The following is a 15,608-nucleotide window of genomic DNA, read 5'->3' on the forward strand; positions in this document are numbered from 1 at the left end:
ATAGAAATGTTAGCATCACAAAAAAAACATTCACAAGAATACGAAGCTCTAAAAAAAGAGTACGAAGATTTCATTTATATTGTCTCACATGATCTAAAAAGTCCTATGAGAGCAATAAGTAATATTACTACTTGGATCGAAGAAGATTTAGAGGAAGAAAATACGGCTAGCATCCCAGAAAATTTTAAATTATTAAAGAATAGAGTAGGGCGTTTAGAGAACATGATGAACGCCTTACTGGAACTTTCTCGTGTAAATAAATTAGAAGAGGAGTTTACTACAGTTAATTTAAAGGAATTTATTGATGAGGTGGCAAATGTAGCAGTAGGGAAATCAACTGCAAATGTGGTTATAAACTATGAATTATCTCAATATACAATTGCAATAGCGGTAAATAAAATTCAGAAAGTACTAACTGAACTGATAGAAAACGCAATAAGGTTCAATACTAATGAAAAAAAGGATATTTTTGTTACGATACAAGAAACCGAACTTAATTATGAAATAACCGTAGCAGACAACGGTCCTGGAATTTTAAAGGAAATCGAAAATAAAATCTTCAATATTTTTTATACGGCTAGTTCAAAAGATCATTTTGAAACTACTGGCGCAGGACTGACAATTAGTAAAAAGATAATGCAAACAATTAACGGAGATCTCGTTTTCGATTCAAATGAGATGACTACTTTTAAAATGATTTGGCCTAAAATAAACCTATAAATACACAATAGAATGAACGACAAATTAGTAAACATATTATTAGTTGAAGACGACGAAGTAGATGTAATGAATGTCAAAAGAGCTTTTACCAAAAACAATATTAAAAATCCTCTTTTTATAGCAGGCAATGGAGTTGAAGCGCTAGAAATGCTTGAGGATAAAATTATTCCACTTCCTAAAATTATTATTTTAGATATTAACATGCCTAAAATGAATGGGATTGAATTTTTGAAAGAATTAAGAGCAAATGAGCGTCTTAAAAACATCTCTGTATTTGTAATGACGACTTCAAATGAAGACAGTGATAAGATAAATGCTTACAATTTAAATATTGCAGGATACATCTTAAAACCATTATCGTTTGAGAAGTTTATAGCTTCTGTTGCTACGTTAAATAATTTTTGGCAGCTGTGTGAAATGTAGCTGTTCCAACTAATGCGATACTATTATGAAAAGTTTTAATATATTACTTGTTGATAATCGTCAAAGAGATGCTAATGTATTTCTAAACTTTTTCATCGAAAAAAATCCCCATATAGCTTTTAAAACTGTTGAAAATGCTGTGCTAGCTTGGCCTGCGTTACTTCTTGATGAAGCTACAGTTGCAATTCCGAAAATATTATTTTTAAATTGTGTCAATGGATGTAAAGAGGCATTAAATTTGATTAATAATATTAGAACTAATTCGCGATTAAAATCGACTTTAATATTCGTATTAGTAGAAACGGTCGATGATGATTTTAAAAAGGAGCTATTAAATTTAAATATTGCTGCCTACATTAATTTGCCAAATGACGAGGAAGAAACGCGCAACGTATATGGCACCCTCGAAAAGTACTTAAGTACTATAGAATTTTCACAAGCAATAAATACTCTATGAATAACCCGTTAAAAGTTTTAATAATTGATGATGACAAAGTTGATGCTATAACTATTGTTAGGTCGATAAAAAAATCGGATATTATAGCTGATATGGACAGTGCCTACTCTGCAAAGGAAGGCTTCGAAAAATTAGCATTGCAATCTTATGATCTAATTTTTCTAGATTATATGATGCCGGATTTAGATGGAATTTCGATTCTGAATAAACTGCGTGAAAATGGTGTAGAAACGCCTGTGATTTTTATTACTTCTCAGGGAGACGAAAAGATTGCAAGTCAGGCTATACTTGCTGGCGCTTCTGATTATATGTTAAAAACGTTACTCAGCTCTGATGCAATCGCACACAGTATTAGAACTGCGTTAAAACTTCATGAAAACCAAGTTTTGCGCAAGCAAGCCGAACTAGAATTGAAGTTGAATTCGAGTCGGCTTTCAGAAGCCCAAAAACTAGCAAAAATAGGAAGTTGGGAAATTAATTTAATTAACGGTGATGTTTATTTCTCTGAAGAATTATTTAATATTTTAGAAATTGATAAGTCAGTAAAGCCTTCAATTGAGTTATTTAAATCTTGCTTAGTGAGTGAGAATGACAGTGTTTTATTTGATAAAAAACTTGGTGCGGTTCAACATAATGCACAGAGAGAATGGTTTAGTCACACTATTTTAGGCAAACAAGGGACTACAAAGTACATCAATGAATACATTAAATGCTTAACAGATGAAAATGACCGTCCATTAAAGGTTTTAGGGACGGTTCAAGATGTGAGTATTCAAAAAGAGATTGAACAAGAATTAATTGATGCTAAAAATTTAGCAGAAGAATCAGTAAAGTTAAAAGAACGTTTTTTGACTAATATGAGTCACGAAATTAGAACTCCCATGAATGGAGTAGTGGGTTTCGCCAAAATTTTAGAAGAAACTCCTTTAGATGAAAATCAATTGCAAAGTGTTCTTGCAATACGCACGGCTGGCGAAAATTTGATGACCATTATCAATGATATTTTAGATCTCTCTAAAATTGAAGCAGATAAAATGGTTTTTGAGGCGATTCCTTTCTCTATTTCTAAAACAGTGAACTCTGTAGTAGAGTTAATTGGTGCAAGTGCAAAAGGAAAGAACGTAATTATACGTAGTGAGATTCCAACAAACTTGAGTGATTATTTGATTGGAGATCCTACTCGTTTGTCGCAAATTTTGATCAACTTAACAGGAAACGCTTTAAAATTCACTAATAAAGGTAATGTCACAGTTACATTAGAAGAAGAGGCGCTATCTGGAGATGCCATTCAAATTCGTTTTTCGATTAGTGACACAGGTATTGGAATACCAGAAGATAAATTAGATTCTATTTTTGAGAGTTTTAATCAAGCTTCTAATGAGACGACAAGAAAATATGGTGGAACCGGACTGGGATTAACCATTACTAAAAAATTGGTCGAATTGCAGGGAGGTGAGATAAGTGTAGTGAGTGAAATAGATAAAGGAAGTGTATTTACATTTACGCTACCTTTTAATAAAGATAGTACTAGTGTAATTGATTATAGGAATATAAGCAATAGGCAGTTAGATCCTAGTTTCTTGATAGATTCAAAGATTCTTTTAGTTGAGGATAATGAACTAAATCAACTATTGACAGTGAAACTTTTTAAAAAGTGGAACAAAGAAATTGACGTTGCTGAAAACGGCTTGATTGCTATTGAAAAAGTACTGAACAATCACTACGATATTATATTAATGGACATTCAAATGCCTGAAATGGATGGAAATGAAGTCACAAAATATATTAGAGAAAAATTACCGAACGATAAGTCTCAGGTTCCGATAATTGCGATGACTGCTCACGCAACTTCAGATGAAGAAAAAAACTGCTTAAGAAATGGAATGAACGATTACTTATCAAAACCATTTGATTTTAATGTACTACTAGAAAAATTGTATGACAATTTAAAAATAGATAAGCAGCTTATAGCAGATCAGTCAGTTCCAAAGAATGATTTGAATGCGAAAAGCTTGGTTAATTTCGAATATTTAATAGATTTTAGTGATAACGATGTCGAATTTATACAAGAAGTAATTGAGTTGTTTCTAGAAAGTGCTCCACAATCGATTGAAGATATAACAACATATGCGGCTCAAAAAGATGATGATAACTTAAAGAAAGAAGTGCATAAGTTCAAGTCTTCGATAGGCATATTAAAAATACAAGAGGCAATTGATTACATCGCTATTATCGAAAATGAATTATTAAAAAATCCTCAAGGCAGCGCACGTTATGAGGCTGTCCCAAAATTAAAAGCTGTTTGTGATGAAGTAATAACAGAATTGCGGACTAGAACAGTATACATTTAAACGTATCAAATTTAGAAAACAAAATACCTTAAACTGCTTGTAACGATCAAAAGTTACAAGTAGTTTTTTTTTGTCTTTTTAATGAGAATTCATGCCCTTTTCAATGATTTATATTTTTTGTTTGAACATGCTTTAAAAAGATTTACATTTGCAAACTTGAAAGCAACAGCGATCTGCATTATTTTTATCGAAGTTATATTAGCATAAAGAGCTTGCTAATTATCTCAAATCCAACAGTTTTAATTTTGTCAAAGTTGGCAGGCAAGCATTGTCTGTAGACATATTATTATATAAATAGCTTAAAAAAAAGAATGAAACAGTACTTCAATTTATTCGACTTTACCCAAAAAGTCAATTACAAAACAGAGATTTTAGCTGGTTTAACCGTGGCAATGACCATGATTCCAGAATCGCTTTCTTTTGCCATATTAGCAGGTTTTCCGCCATTAGTGGGATTGTATGCTGCTTTTATCATGGGATTAGTTACGGCAGTTTTTGGTGGAAGACCGGGTATGGTTTCTGGAGGTGCAGGGGCTACAGTTATTGTACTAATTGCCTTGATGCAATCAAGCGGTTTAGAATATGTTTTTGCCGCAGTAGCTTTAGCGGGAGTATTACAAATTCTCGTAGGAATATTTAAACTTGGTAAATTCATACGCTTGGTACCACAACCAGTAATGTTCGGATTTGTAAATGGATTAGCAATAATCATCTTTATGTCTCAATTGGAGCAATTCAAGACGATGGTAAATGGTGAAAGTGTTTGGTTGTCAGGAGAACCACTATACATTATGCTAGGATTAGTTTTATTAACCATTGGCATTGTTCTATTTTTCCCTAAAATAACTAAGGCCGTGCCTGCTTCACTAGTAGCGATTATTGTCGTTTTTGGTTTGGTATTAGGATTTGGAATTAATACAAAAACAGTTGCAGATATTGCTTCAGTAAGTGGTGGTTTTCCTCCTTTTCACGTTCCTGAGATTGCTTTTACATTCGAAACTTTAAAATTAATATTCCCATATTCATTAATAATGGCTTCTGTAGGATTAACAGAAGGATTACTAACATTGAATTTAGTAGATGAAATGACTGGCACAAAAGGTAGTGGTAACAGAGAATGTATCGCTCAAGGTGGAGCAAATATCTTAAATGGTTTCTTTTTTGGAATGGGTGGTTGTCCTATGATTGCTCAAACTTTAGTGAATTTATCTGCGGGTTCAAGAGCAAGATTATCTGGCATAATTGCAGCTTTCACAATTTTGATAATCATTTTATTTGGTGCTCCAGTGATAGAAAAATTGCCTATTGCAGCACTTGTGGGAGTTATGGTAATGGTTGCTATTGGTACTTTTGAGTGGATTAGTTTGCGCATAATAAACAAGATGCCTAAACATGATATTTTTGTAGGTGTGTTAGTTGCTGTGATTACTATCATGCTTCATAACTTAGCGCTGGCAGTGCTAATAGGAGTAATTATTTCAGCTTTAGTATTTGCTTGGGAAAGTGCCAAAAGAATTAGAGCTAAAAAATATGTAGATGAAAATGGGGTGAAGCATTATGAAATATATGGCCCTTTGTTCTTTGCTTCTACAACAGCATTCAGTGAAAAGTTTGATGTATTTGAAGATCCCAATGAAGTGATAATTGATTTTAGAGAAAGTAAAATTGCTGATATGAGTGCAATCGATGCTTTAAATAAAATTACAGAACGATATGCAAAGCTAGGTAAAAAAGTGCATTTGCGTCATTTAAGTAAAGATTGTCGTATTTTACTCGACAACGCAGACGATGTTATTGATATCAATATTATGGAAGATCCAACTTATAAAGTAGCGATTGACTAAATATAAAAAAAGGACTTGAAATAATCAAGTCCTTTTTTTATGCGTATGTATGTGCTTTTATTTTTTTGGATCATCACTGATGTTTACTTCGGTTACAGTTCCGTATTTTGAAACGATGTCTCTTATTTCAGATGCTCTACCTACAATAGTAAATTGTAAATTATCTTTCGGGAAATAAGTAGCAATTATTTTGTTTGCTTTAGCCAAATCAATACTGTCTACATTTTTTTCGAAATCATCAATAAAACTACGATCTAATTTGTACCAAAACATTTGCGATAATAAGCTCGCTAGCTGACCTGAAGTCTCATATTCTGGAGGGAACTGCCCCTTAACATAATTTTTTGCTGAAGTCAAATTTTGTTGATTAATACCTTTTTCATGTAAGGTGTTTAATACCTCTACAGCTTTGTCAAGTGCTGCCTCTGTAGTTTTTATATTTGTGAAGGTACTAATTGTAAAAGATCCACCATTTTTATAGCTGTTAAATGAGCTTCGGGCACCATAAGTTAAACCCGTGTTTACTCGCAATTCATCATTAAGCATAGACGTGAAACGGCCACCAAACAATGTGTTTACCACATCAATTGGTACAAAATCACGGTTGTTACGGCTAATTCCTGTGCTCCCAATGTAAAAGGTAGTCTCGTTAGCATCGTCTTTATTAATCAATAATACTTTTGCTGACGTTGGCTTTTCAATTTTGGCATTAGCCAAATCTTCCTTTTCATTTGTGCTTTTTTTCCAATTAGAGAATAGTGTTGTAATGCTTTTTTTCATGTCGGCTATAGCAAAATCCCCAACAATAGTTATTGCAGAATTTGTAGCGGTATAATTAGCTTCATAAAATTTTTTAACATCGGTTACTGTCAGTTTTTCTACTGTGGTTTTTATACCACTATTGATATTGCCATACACATGGTTGCCATAAAGTTGCTGGTCAAAATACGACCCAATAATATTTTTCGGACTCTCTTTTTGTTGTTCTAATCGAACAAGCAATCGGCTTTTTTCTTTGGTAAATTCTTCTTGGTTAAAGGTAGGGTTTAGTAAAATTTCTTTAAAAATTGCAAGTACCTTCTTTTGATCTTTGGCTGCAAAATCAGCTGTTACTCTTGCGAACTCCTTATATGCAGCAGTATTGATGGTAGCACCTATAAAGTCAAGTTCGTCATCAATTACGCTTCTTTTATAATTTACGGTACCATGTTTGAGAGCTGTGGCAGTTAGTGACGCTAAACCAGACTGAGCGCCATCATAAATGGCTCCTGCAGGTACTATTGCAACTATCGAAATCAATGGCACATCGTGTTGTTCCATTAGATTAACTGTTAGTCCATTATTCAATTTAAAGGTGCTATACTTTGGTAAGCTATATCCTTGAGCGAAAGCATTGCTAACCGTTATTAAGAATAGTAAAACGATTACTAGAGGGTTTATTTTAGTTTTCATAATTAATTTTCTACATTAGTTTTTAAAACACCTACTGTTCGATTACTTTTAGTAAAGTATTTTTTAGCTACATTTTGAATCTCTTGCGCAGTTATTTTATTATAAGCCGCTGGAGCATCAAACATTTTTTTGTAGTCACCAAAAAATACTTCATAAGTCCCTATATTTTTTGATTTTCCATTTATGGTTTCTACCTGCTCGTAGAACTCCATCAATTTTTGATTTTTGATCTTTTGTAGCTCTCTCTCTGTAACCCCTTCTTTCTTAATTTTTTCTATTTCGGTATAAATTGCTTCCTCTAGTTCCTTTTCATTCACATCTTTATTGGCAGCAGCATAAATGTTAAATAGTGTAGGGTCAAAGCTTTCGCCGTAATCTGTGAAAACCTCTGTTGCCAACTGTTGTTTGTCAATTAGCGAATTGTATAGCCTAGATGAGTTACCACTAGAAAGAATGGCACTTAAAATATTTAATGCATAGTAATCCTCGTGTTTAGATTCTGGAACATGATAGCCAATGATCATGTATGGATTTGCAACATCTTTTTGTACCGTTATTCTACGTTCCCCTGTTTGTTGTGGCTCAACGATGTGAACTACTGGAGGAGTGGGCTGTGCAGCTATAGGTTCTAGATATTTTACTGCTAATTTTTTTATTTCGTCATATTTTACAGCTCCAGAAATAACGACAACACAGTTATTAGGAGCGTAGTAGGTTTTAAAGTAGTGCTCTAAATCTTGCTGTGTCCAGTTTTTCATGTCGTCTTCATAACCTATTACAGGCCAGTGATAAGGATGCTCTTGAAATGCAGTTGCTTGCATAGATTGAGATAAATTACGCCAAGGAGAATTTTCAAGTCCAGTGCTTCTTTCACTTAATACTACGCCTCTCTCGCTTTCAACTACTTTAGGGTCGATGCTTAAATTGGCAATTCGGTCACTTTCTAAATCAAAAATAATTTCTGTCGCCGAAGCAGGAAACCAATCTGTGTAGACAGTAACATTTTCTGTTGTATAAGCATTGTTTGATCCGCCATTAAATTCCATTGTTTGGTCAAATAGCTTAGGACCATATTTTTTGGCTCCATTAAACATCATGTGTTCAAAAAAATGAGATAATCCCGTAATGCCTTGATGCTCATTTCGACTACCTACTTTATAAAATAAGTACATGTTAGCATTAGGTATCGAGAAATCCTCAACAATTAGAAATTTCATTCCATTTTTTAAGGTAAACGTTTTGACGTCATCAGCCTTAATTTGGGCGTTTGTTGAAAAGCCCAAAAGAATTAATAGCGGTAGCATTATCTTCTTCATAGTTGCATGTATTGTAATGATGTTAAGTGGGTGTTTTTTATGGGGAATTCTTTTATTACTATACTTATAATGGCAAGTAAATATTAAAAACGGTTCCCTTATTTACTTCAGATGTTACTGCAATACTACCATTATGATTGTCTACAATTTTCTTAACGATAGCCAGTCCAATTCCCGTTCCGTTGTACTTGTCTTTACTTCCAAGTCGTTGGAATAACTCAAAAATTTTCTTGCTGTACTGTTGTTCAAATCCTATTCCATTGTCTTCATACCTGATATGGCAATATTTACGATCTGGTAAAAGTGCGGGTTCAACAATGTCTTTACTATCAATACTATTGCAGTCGATAGAAATCATAGCTGTAGCATCGGTTCTGGCAAATTTTATCGAGTTGCTAATTAAGTTGTGTAACAGTTGTCTAAATTGAAACGGGATAATATTAAGTTCGCAAGAATTTACAAGGGTGATTATGCCGCCACTTTGATCTAACTCTTCATATAAATCACCAATGATTTCATTAATGATGTGCTTAAGATCAATTACTTCAAATTTTTGATCGTTGTTATTAGTTCTAGAGTAGGCTAATAAATCTTGTATTAATGTCTGCATTCTATTAGCCGAACTCTGTATTTTGAAAAAATAATCTTTTCCAAAATCAGAAAGGTTTTCATTTTCTTTTTCGATAATTCGCGAAGCAAAGGTTTGTATTTTTCTTAGTGGTTCCTGCAAATCATGACTAGAGATGTATGCAAAGGATTGTAACTCCTTATTCATTTTTTCAAGATCTATATTTTTCTGCTCTAATTCATTTGTGCGTTCAAGTACTAAGTTTTCTAGCTTATTAGTGAATATTTTTTGGTCTTGTATATCTGTACTTGTACCCACCCACATTTGTACATTACCTTCTTCGTCTTTTTGAGGAACGGCTCTACTTAATTGCCAACGATAACTACCATCATGTTTTCTAAAACGATGTTCGATTAAAAAATCAGACCCGTTTTCAATGGATTCTTTCCATAAGTTGCTGTTTTTTTCACGATCTTCAGGGTGGACGATATTTATCCAGCCTTCTCCATCTACTATTTCTGTTAAACTTAGCCCTGTGAAATCAAAAACCGACTTACTATAATAATAAATATTTCCTTCAGGATCAGCTGTCCATACCATTTGTGGCATAGAATCGGCTAATAATTTGAATTTTTGTTCGCGCTCTTGCAATTGTTGACGCACGTGGCGCTCTCCAGAAATATCTCTAACAGTACCCACCATTTCGTCAGGATTACCGTCTTCATCAAAAAATACTTTTCCCTTAACCTCAGCCCATCTATATGTTCCGTCATTAAGTATAATACGTGCTGCGTAAAATAATATTCCCGTTGTAAAAGATTCTTCAAAAGCTTGTTGTCTAATGAGTAAATCGTCCGGGTGAAAATTTTGCAATAATGTGGCGTGGTCTAAATTGGGATTAAATTGAAAGCCCAAGATTTCGATACAACGGTCAGAACAAATGGCAACATTGGTCTTAACGTTATATTCCCAGATGCCTAATTCGCTAGCCTCAATAACGATACTTAATTTTTGCTCGTTTTCCTCGATTTTATGTCTAGCCAAAACTTGTTGGGTAACATCGACACCTATTGCCATTATACCATTTGGATTACCATCATCGTCATAAAGCGGTTCATATGAAAAATCAATGTATATTGTTTCCAGCGTATCATGACGCAATAATTGTAAAGGTAATTCTTTTGCCGAAAAAGGAATTCGGCTGTTATAAACACCATCAAGCATTTCTTTAATTCCCTGTGAAATGAGTTCAGGCATTGCCGATAGTATTGGTTTGTTCATCACTTCGAGCTCTGTTCTGCCCCAAAGTTCTAAAGTTTTACTATTTAGAATTTCTACTATATAGTTCGGTCCTCTTAATACTGCAATTGCTATGGGCGCTTGCACAATCATTTGCCTTAAATTACGCTCGCTCGTGCGCAGTTTTTCATCTTTCTCTTTTCGCTCAGTTATATTAGGACTTACCGTGGCAATACCAATAGTTTCTTGTGTAAATTGATCTTTAATTTTTATTCCATTCCATTGTACCCAAAAAGGAGTACCAGTGGCTTCATTCCAAAACTGTATTTCGTCATATTCATTAGTAGTATTTAAAGAGTCAGGAAAATTATTTGCTGCATTCTCTCTCTCTGATGGTAAGATGCAATCCATAATGGTTTTACCTTCATAACTATTCCAGCCTAGCATTTTTAACCCTGCAGGATTGATAAATTGAATAGATGAATCTAAAGCAGTTAAGCCAATATATTCATTGCTAGCTTCTATAATTGCAATAAGTTTTTGCTTTTCTTTTTCGGCAAGATACTTTTTTGTAATGTCTTGTAAAGTTCCGTTAAAACGAATAGCTACTTTTTCTTCATTAAACCATACTCTTCCTCTTACCCTTACTACACGTTGCTGTTTTGTTATCTTATTTTGAATGGTATAATCAACATTGAATTTCCCACCTAGATCGTATTGCAGTGCATTTTCAATAGCCTCTATCACTCTAGATTTATCAGTGTCAAGAATGGCGGCAATAGCATCATCGATATCGATTTCTGAGTCGTATGGTAGGCCAAACCAATCTTTCATTCTATTGTTTGCCGTAAACTTATTGGTAATTGGATTTAGATCAAATGTTCCTAATTCTGTTGCTTCAATAGCAAAGTTCAGCTGGTCACTACTCTCTTTTAGTTTTGCTTGGGCCAAAATCTTTTCGGTAGTCTCTACTACGTTTATCAAAATTCCGCCTACAGTCCCGTCGTCCATTCTAATGGGACTATGAGAAAAATCAAAATAGCAATCTTCTAAAAATCCATTACGATTTATAGGAAACATCATGTTGTAAAAGTTAACACTTTCTCCACGCATTACATTGTCAAACATGGGCTCTAAGATGTGCCAAATTTCATTAAAAGTATTGGCAGTACTTTCTCCTAGAGCTGCGGGGTGCTTTAATTTTCCTAAAATAGGACGGTAAGCATCGTTGTAAAGCTGGATATACTCCTTACCCCAAGCAATGTATGTTCCAAATGGATTTTCTAACATTGTGCCCACTAAAACTTGTAAATTTTTAGGCCATGTTTCTGGGCTACCTAAAATGGTGTTTTTCCAATTCTTTGCTCGAAATAATTCGCCCATTTCACCACCATAATTCAGAAAGCTGTGATTTGATTTAGTAGACATTTTTATAAGTGACGTTAAGCAATAATTAATAAACAGACGTTGGTGATAATAGACGATATATATTTCAAACTATTTTTGTTTTCGAAAATGCTAAATACAATACCTTTTAAAATAAAAAGGTCAATATATATTCAAATAAAGTCTCCCTCAAAAATATTAAATATAATTGGTTTTTTTAGCGTAATTTAAAAGTCTTTATGAGTAATGCAGTAGAGTGGAAATAAGTTGAAATATCGATGTAATTATTTTAAATTCAGTACCTTAGAATAAGGTGTAAAATAGTGGTTTTGGCCAGCTTTAAGAATTTAGATCTAATGGAACTGAGTTTTCATACTTTAAGTTATGAAGAAGCGCTTGTTTAAATAATTTTCGAAAATAGAAATAAAAAAGCTTCATTTACAGCAGAACTGTAAATGAAGCTTTAAAATGTAATAAGCTTGAAATTTTATAAATGAATCACTTCTCCGTATGCATCAGCAACAGCTTCCATTACTGCCTCACTCATTGTAGGGTGAGGGTGAATAGATTTTAAGATTTCATGCCCAGTAGTCTCTAGTTTACGAGCCACAACTGCCTCAGCAATCATATCAGTAACACCAGCACCAATCATGTGGCAACCTAACCATTCGCCGTATTTTGCATCAAAAATTACCTTTACAAAACCGTCAGGAGTTCCTGCAGCTTTAGCTTTTCCTGAAGCAGAGAAAGGAAATTTACCAATTTTTAATTCGTATCCTTTTTCTTTAGCTTGTTTCTCAGTTAAACCTACCGAAGCAATTTCAGGAGTTGCATATGTACAACCAGGTACGTTTCCGTAATCGATTGGCTCTACATGTAAACCTGCAATTTTTTCAACACAATTAATTCCTTCAGCAGAAGCAACGTGTGCCAAAGCTTGCCCTGGTGTAATATCTCCAATTGCGTAGTATCCTGGGATATTTGTCGCGTTGTAAGCATTCACCATAATTTTATCTCTATCTGTTGCAATACCCACTTCTTCAAGACCAATGTTCTCGATGTTTGTTTTGATTCCAACTGCTGATAGTAACATGTCAGCGTGTAATTCTACTTCACCTTTAGCAGTTTTTACAAACGCTTTTACACCCTCTCCAGAAGTATCAATTCTTTCAACCGATGAATTCGTCATGATTTTGATACCTGCTTTTTTCAAAGAACGCTCAAATTGTTTTGAGATATCTTCGTCTTCAACAGGAACAACATTTGGCATAAATTCTACAATAGTAACTTCTGTTCCCATTGAATTGTAGAAGTGAGCAAACTCTACTCCAATTGCTCCAGAACCAACGATGATCATTGACTTAGGTTGAGTAGGTAAAGTCATAGCTTGTCTATATCCTATTACTTTTACACCATCTTGTGGTAAGTTAGGCAATTCGCGAGAGCGAGCTCCTGTTGCGATGATAATATGGTCAGCGCTGTATTCTGTAACTTTTTTATCTTTATCAGTAACGTCAATTTTTTTGCCTGGTTTTAATTTTCCAAAACCATCAATAACGTCAATTTTATTTTTTTTCATCAAGAACTGAACTCCTTTACTCATTGCATCAGCAACACCACGGCTACGTTGTACAACAGCAGGGAAATCTTTATCAAATGATGAAACAGTCAATCCATAATCAGAAGCGTGCTTTAAATAGTCAAAAACCTGAGCCGACTTTAATAATGCTTTCGTAGGGATACAACCCCAGTTTAAACATACACCACCTAAGTTTTCTTTTTCAATTACGGCAACTTTAAACCCTAATTGTGATGCTCTAATGGCAGTAACGTATCCACCTGGACCACTTCCTAAAACAATGATATCGTATTTCATTTTTATAAGTTTCTAAATTAATTGATTTTGCGAATTTAAGGATTTATTCTCTTTTTAAAAAAAATTAGAGATTCAATTATCAAAACAATGAAGGATTTATCTTAAAAGTAATTATTATACTATTTTAAAGTGCTTCTTACAATTTGATTATTAGCTTTTTAAATCGAGATTGGCTTGTTAATTTGCGACTGAAAACTGCGAGTTATAAAGGTTTTTATAATATCCATTCTCAAGGTTGACTAATTCTTGATGCGTTCCTTGCTCAACGATTAAACCTTGATCCATAACTACAATTTTATCTGCACTTACTATGGTTGCTAATCGATGCGCAATCACAATTGATGTTCGCCCTTGCGTGATCGTTTCAGTAGCTCGTTGTATTAATTCCTCTGAGTATGTATCTATCGAAGACGTAGCTTCATCAAGAATCAAGATGCTTGGATTACTAACATATGCTCTCAAAAACGCAATTAATTGACGTTGTCCAGAAGATAGCATAACACCGCGTTCCTTAACATCAAAATCGTAATTATCTGGCAAACTCATAATAAAATCGTGTACTCCAATATCTTTGGCAGCAGCCAAAACTTGTTCTCTTGTAATCTCAGGGTTATTTAATGTAATGTTGCTATAAATAGTGTCTGCAAATAAGAAAACGTCTTGCAATACCACGGCAATTTGCTTGCGCAAGGATCCTAAAGTGTAGGCATCAATATTTTGACCGTCTATTAAAATAGTACCACTATTAATCTCATAAAATCGATTCAGTAAATTAATAATGGTCGACTTTCCAGCTCCTGTAGATCCTACAATGGCAACAGTTTGGCCTGCTTTAACATCTAAACTAATCCCTTTTATCACCTCTTCATCAGCAATATAGCTAAAGTGTACGTCTTTAAAAGAAATATCTCCATTAAAAATAGGAGCTTCAAGTATGCCTGTATCTTGAATTTGGTCTTGCGTATCAATAATTTCAAAAACACGATTGGCGGCAATCATTCCCAACTGCATTTCGTTGAATTTATCAGCAATTTGACGTAGCGGATTAAATAGCATTCCTATAAACATAGTGTAGGAAAATAGATCTCCAAAAGTGGTGAAATTATCTCCATTTAAAATACGAATTCCCCCGTAAAGTACTATAAATCCTAGCGTTAAGGACGAAATAATATCGGCAATAGGGAAAAAGATGGAGTTATATAATATCGTTTTTATCCATGCTTTTTTATGTTTGTCGTTAATTTCTTTGAATTTATCAGCCTCAATATCTTCTCTGTTAAAGAGTTGCACGATTTTCATTCCAGTAACACGCTCTTGAACAAAAGAGTTCATATTTGCAATTTGGTTTCGAACTTCTTCAAAGGCAACTTGCATCTTACGCTGAAATACTCTTGTAATTACGACTAGTATTGGCATAGCGATAATTACAATCCATGTTAATTTCCAGTTCATGTAAAACATAAAAATTAGCACCACAAACATCTTCATTAGGTCACTGATAATCATGAATAACCCTTGACTAAAAATACGGGCTATCGATTCAATATCTGACACGGATCTCGTTACCAGCTGTCCCACGGGAACAAGATCAAAGTACTTCATCCTAAAACTTAGAATGTGACTAAAGAGTTTTATTCGAATATCCTTGACAATATCTTGTCCAAGCCAGTTAGCCCAAAATACAAAGTAAAACTGTGAGAAAACCTCAAATAGTAACACAATCCCCATTAAAGTGATGTACAGCAACAGACCGTTTGCGTCCTCTGTTTGTATGTACCCATCTACCGTTTGCTTTAGTAAATACGGCCTCAAGGCTGCAAATATTGATAGCGATATGGCAAAAATAACCACACCATTAAAACGCCATTGGTACGGTTTAGTATATTGTAATATTCTTTTAAATAATCGTATGTCAAATGCTTTTGCTTTCATTTTTTATGCTGAATTTAAATCAGTATTTGGAGCTATTTCCTGCT

General features: G+C 33.9%; 10 protein-coding genes. 5 read left to right on the forward strand and 5 right to left on the reverse strand.

All coding sequences use genetic code 11. The features are described from left to right. Window positions 1-6 precede the first annotated feature (6 nt). The 5 genes from H603_RS0114565 to H603_RS0114585 all read left to right on the forward strand — a co-directional run bounded on the left by H603_RS0114565 (window position 7) and on the right by H603_RS0114585 (window position 5,795). The gene (locus tag H603_RS0114565) at window positions 7-720 is read left to right on the forward strand and encodes a sensor histidine kinase (RefSeq protein ID WP_026709303.1); all 714 of its coding nucleotides are present in this window, start codon (window positions 7-9) and stop codon (window positions 718-720) included. A 12-nt stretch (window positions 721-732) separates the two neighbouring features. Continuing rightward, window positions 733-1,143: a response regulator gene (locus H603_RS0114570; RefSeq protein WP_026709304.1), complete on the forward strand. Its 411-nt coding sequence runs from the start codon at window positions 733-735 to the stop codon at window positions 1,141-1,143. 25 nt (window positions 1,144-1,168) lie between these two features. Further along, window positions 1,169-1,600 carry a hypothetical protein gene (locus tag H603_RS0114575; protein ID WP_026709305.1) on the forward strand — a complete coding sequence of 144 codons (432 nt, stop codon included), beginning with the start codon at window positions 1,169-1,171 and terminating at the stop codon, window positions 1,598-1,600. Further along, window positions 1,597-3,951: a response regulator gene (locus H603_RS0114580; protein ID WP_026709306.1), complete on the forward strand. Its 2,355-nt coding sequence runs from the start codon at window positions 1,597-1,599 to the stop codon at window positions 3,949-3,951. The genes H603_RS0114575 and H603_RS0114580 overlap by 4 nt, the downstream gene beginning before the upstream one ends. Before the next feature lie 311 nt (window positions 3,952-4,262). Beyond that, entirely contained in the window at window positions 4,263-5,795 is a 1,533-nt protein-coding gene (locus H603_RS0114585; protein ID WP_026709307.1) for a SulP family inorganic anion transporter, read from the forward strand. Between the two features lie 57 nt (window positions 5,796-5,852). On the opposite strand, the gene H603_RS0114590 is transcribed toward H603_RS0114585, so the two are convergent. From H603_RS0114590 to H603_RS0114610, 5 genes are all read right to left on the reverse strand, one after another. After that, window positions 5,853-7,247: a M16 family metallopeptidase gene (locus H603_RS0114590; protein WP_026709308.1), complete on the reverse strand. Its 1,395-nt coding sequence runs from the start codon at window positions 7,245-7,247 to the stop codon at window positions 5,853-5,855. A gap of 2 nt (window positions 7,248-7,249) precedes the next feature. Beyond that, entirely contained in the window at window positions 7,250-8,563 is a 1,314-nt protein-coding gene (locus H603_RS0114595; RefSeq protein ID WP_026709309.1) for a M16 family metallopeptidase, read from the reverse strand. A gap of 64 nt (window positions 8,564-8,627) precedes the next feature. Then, a complete protein-coding gene (locus tag H603_RS17180; protein ID WP_051219346.1) occupies window positions 8,628-11,798 on the reverse strand; it encodes a PAS domain-containing protein in 3,171 nt (1,056 codons plus the stop codon). Window positions 11,799-12,243: 445 nt separating this feature from the next. After that, the gene (lpdA, locus tag H603_RS0114605) at window positions 12,244-13,632 is read right to left on the reverse strand and encodes a dihydrolipoyl dehydrogenase (RefSeq protein ID WP_035676163.1); all 1,389 of its coding nucleotides are present in this window, start codon (window positions 13,630-13,632) and stop codon (window positions 12,244-12,246) included. Between the two features lie 177 nt (window positions 13,633-13,809). Next, window positions 13,810-15,564 carry an ABC transporter ATP-binding protein gene (locus tag H603_RS0114610; protein ID WP_026709311.1) on the reverse strand — a complete coding sequence of 585 codons (1,755 nt, stop codon included), beginning with the start codon at window positions 15,562-15,564 and terminating at the stop codon, window positions 13,810-13,812. Window positions 15,565-15,608: the final 44 nt, after the last annotated feature.

Source organism: Flavobacterium frigidarium DSM 17623 (assembly GCF_000425505.1).
Classification (GTDB): domain Bacteria; phylum Bacteroidota; class Bacteroidia; order Flavobacteriales; family Flavobacteriaceae; genus Flavobacterium; species Flavobacterium frigidarium.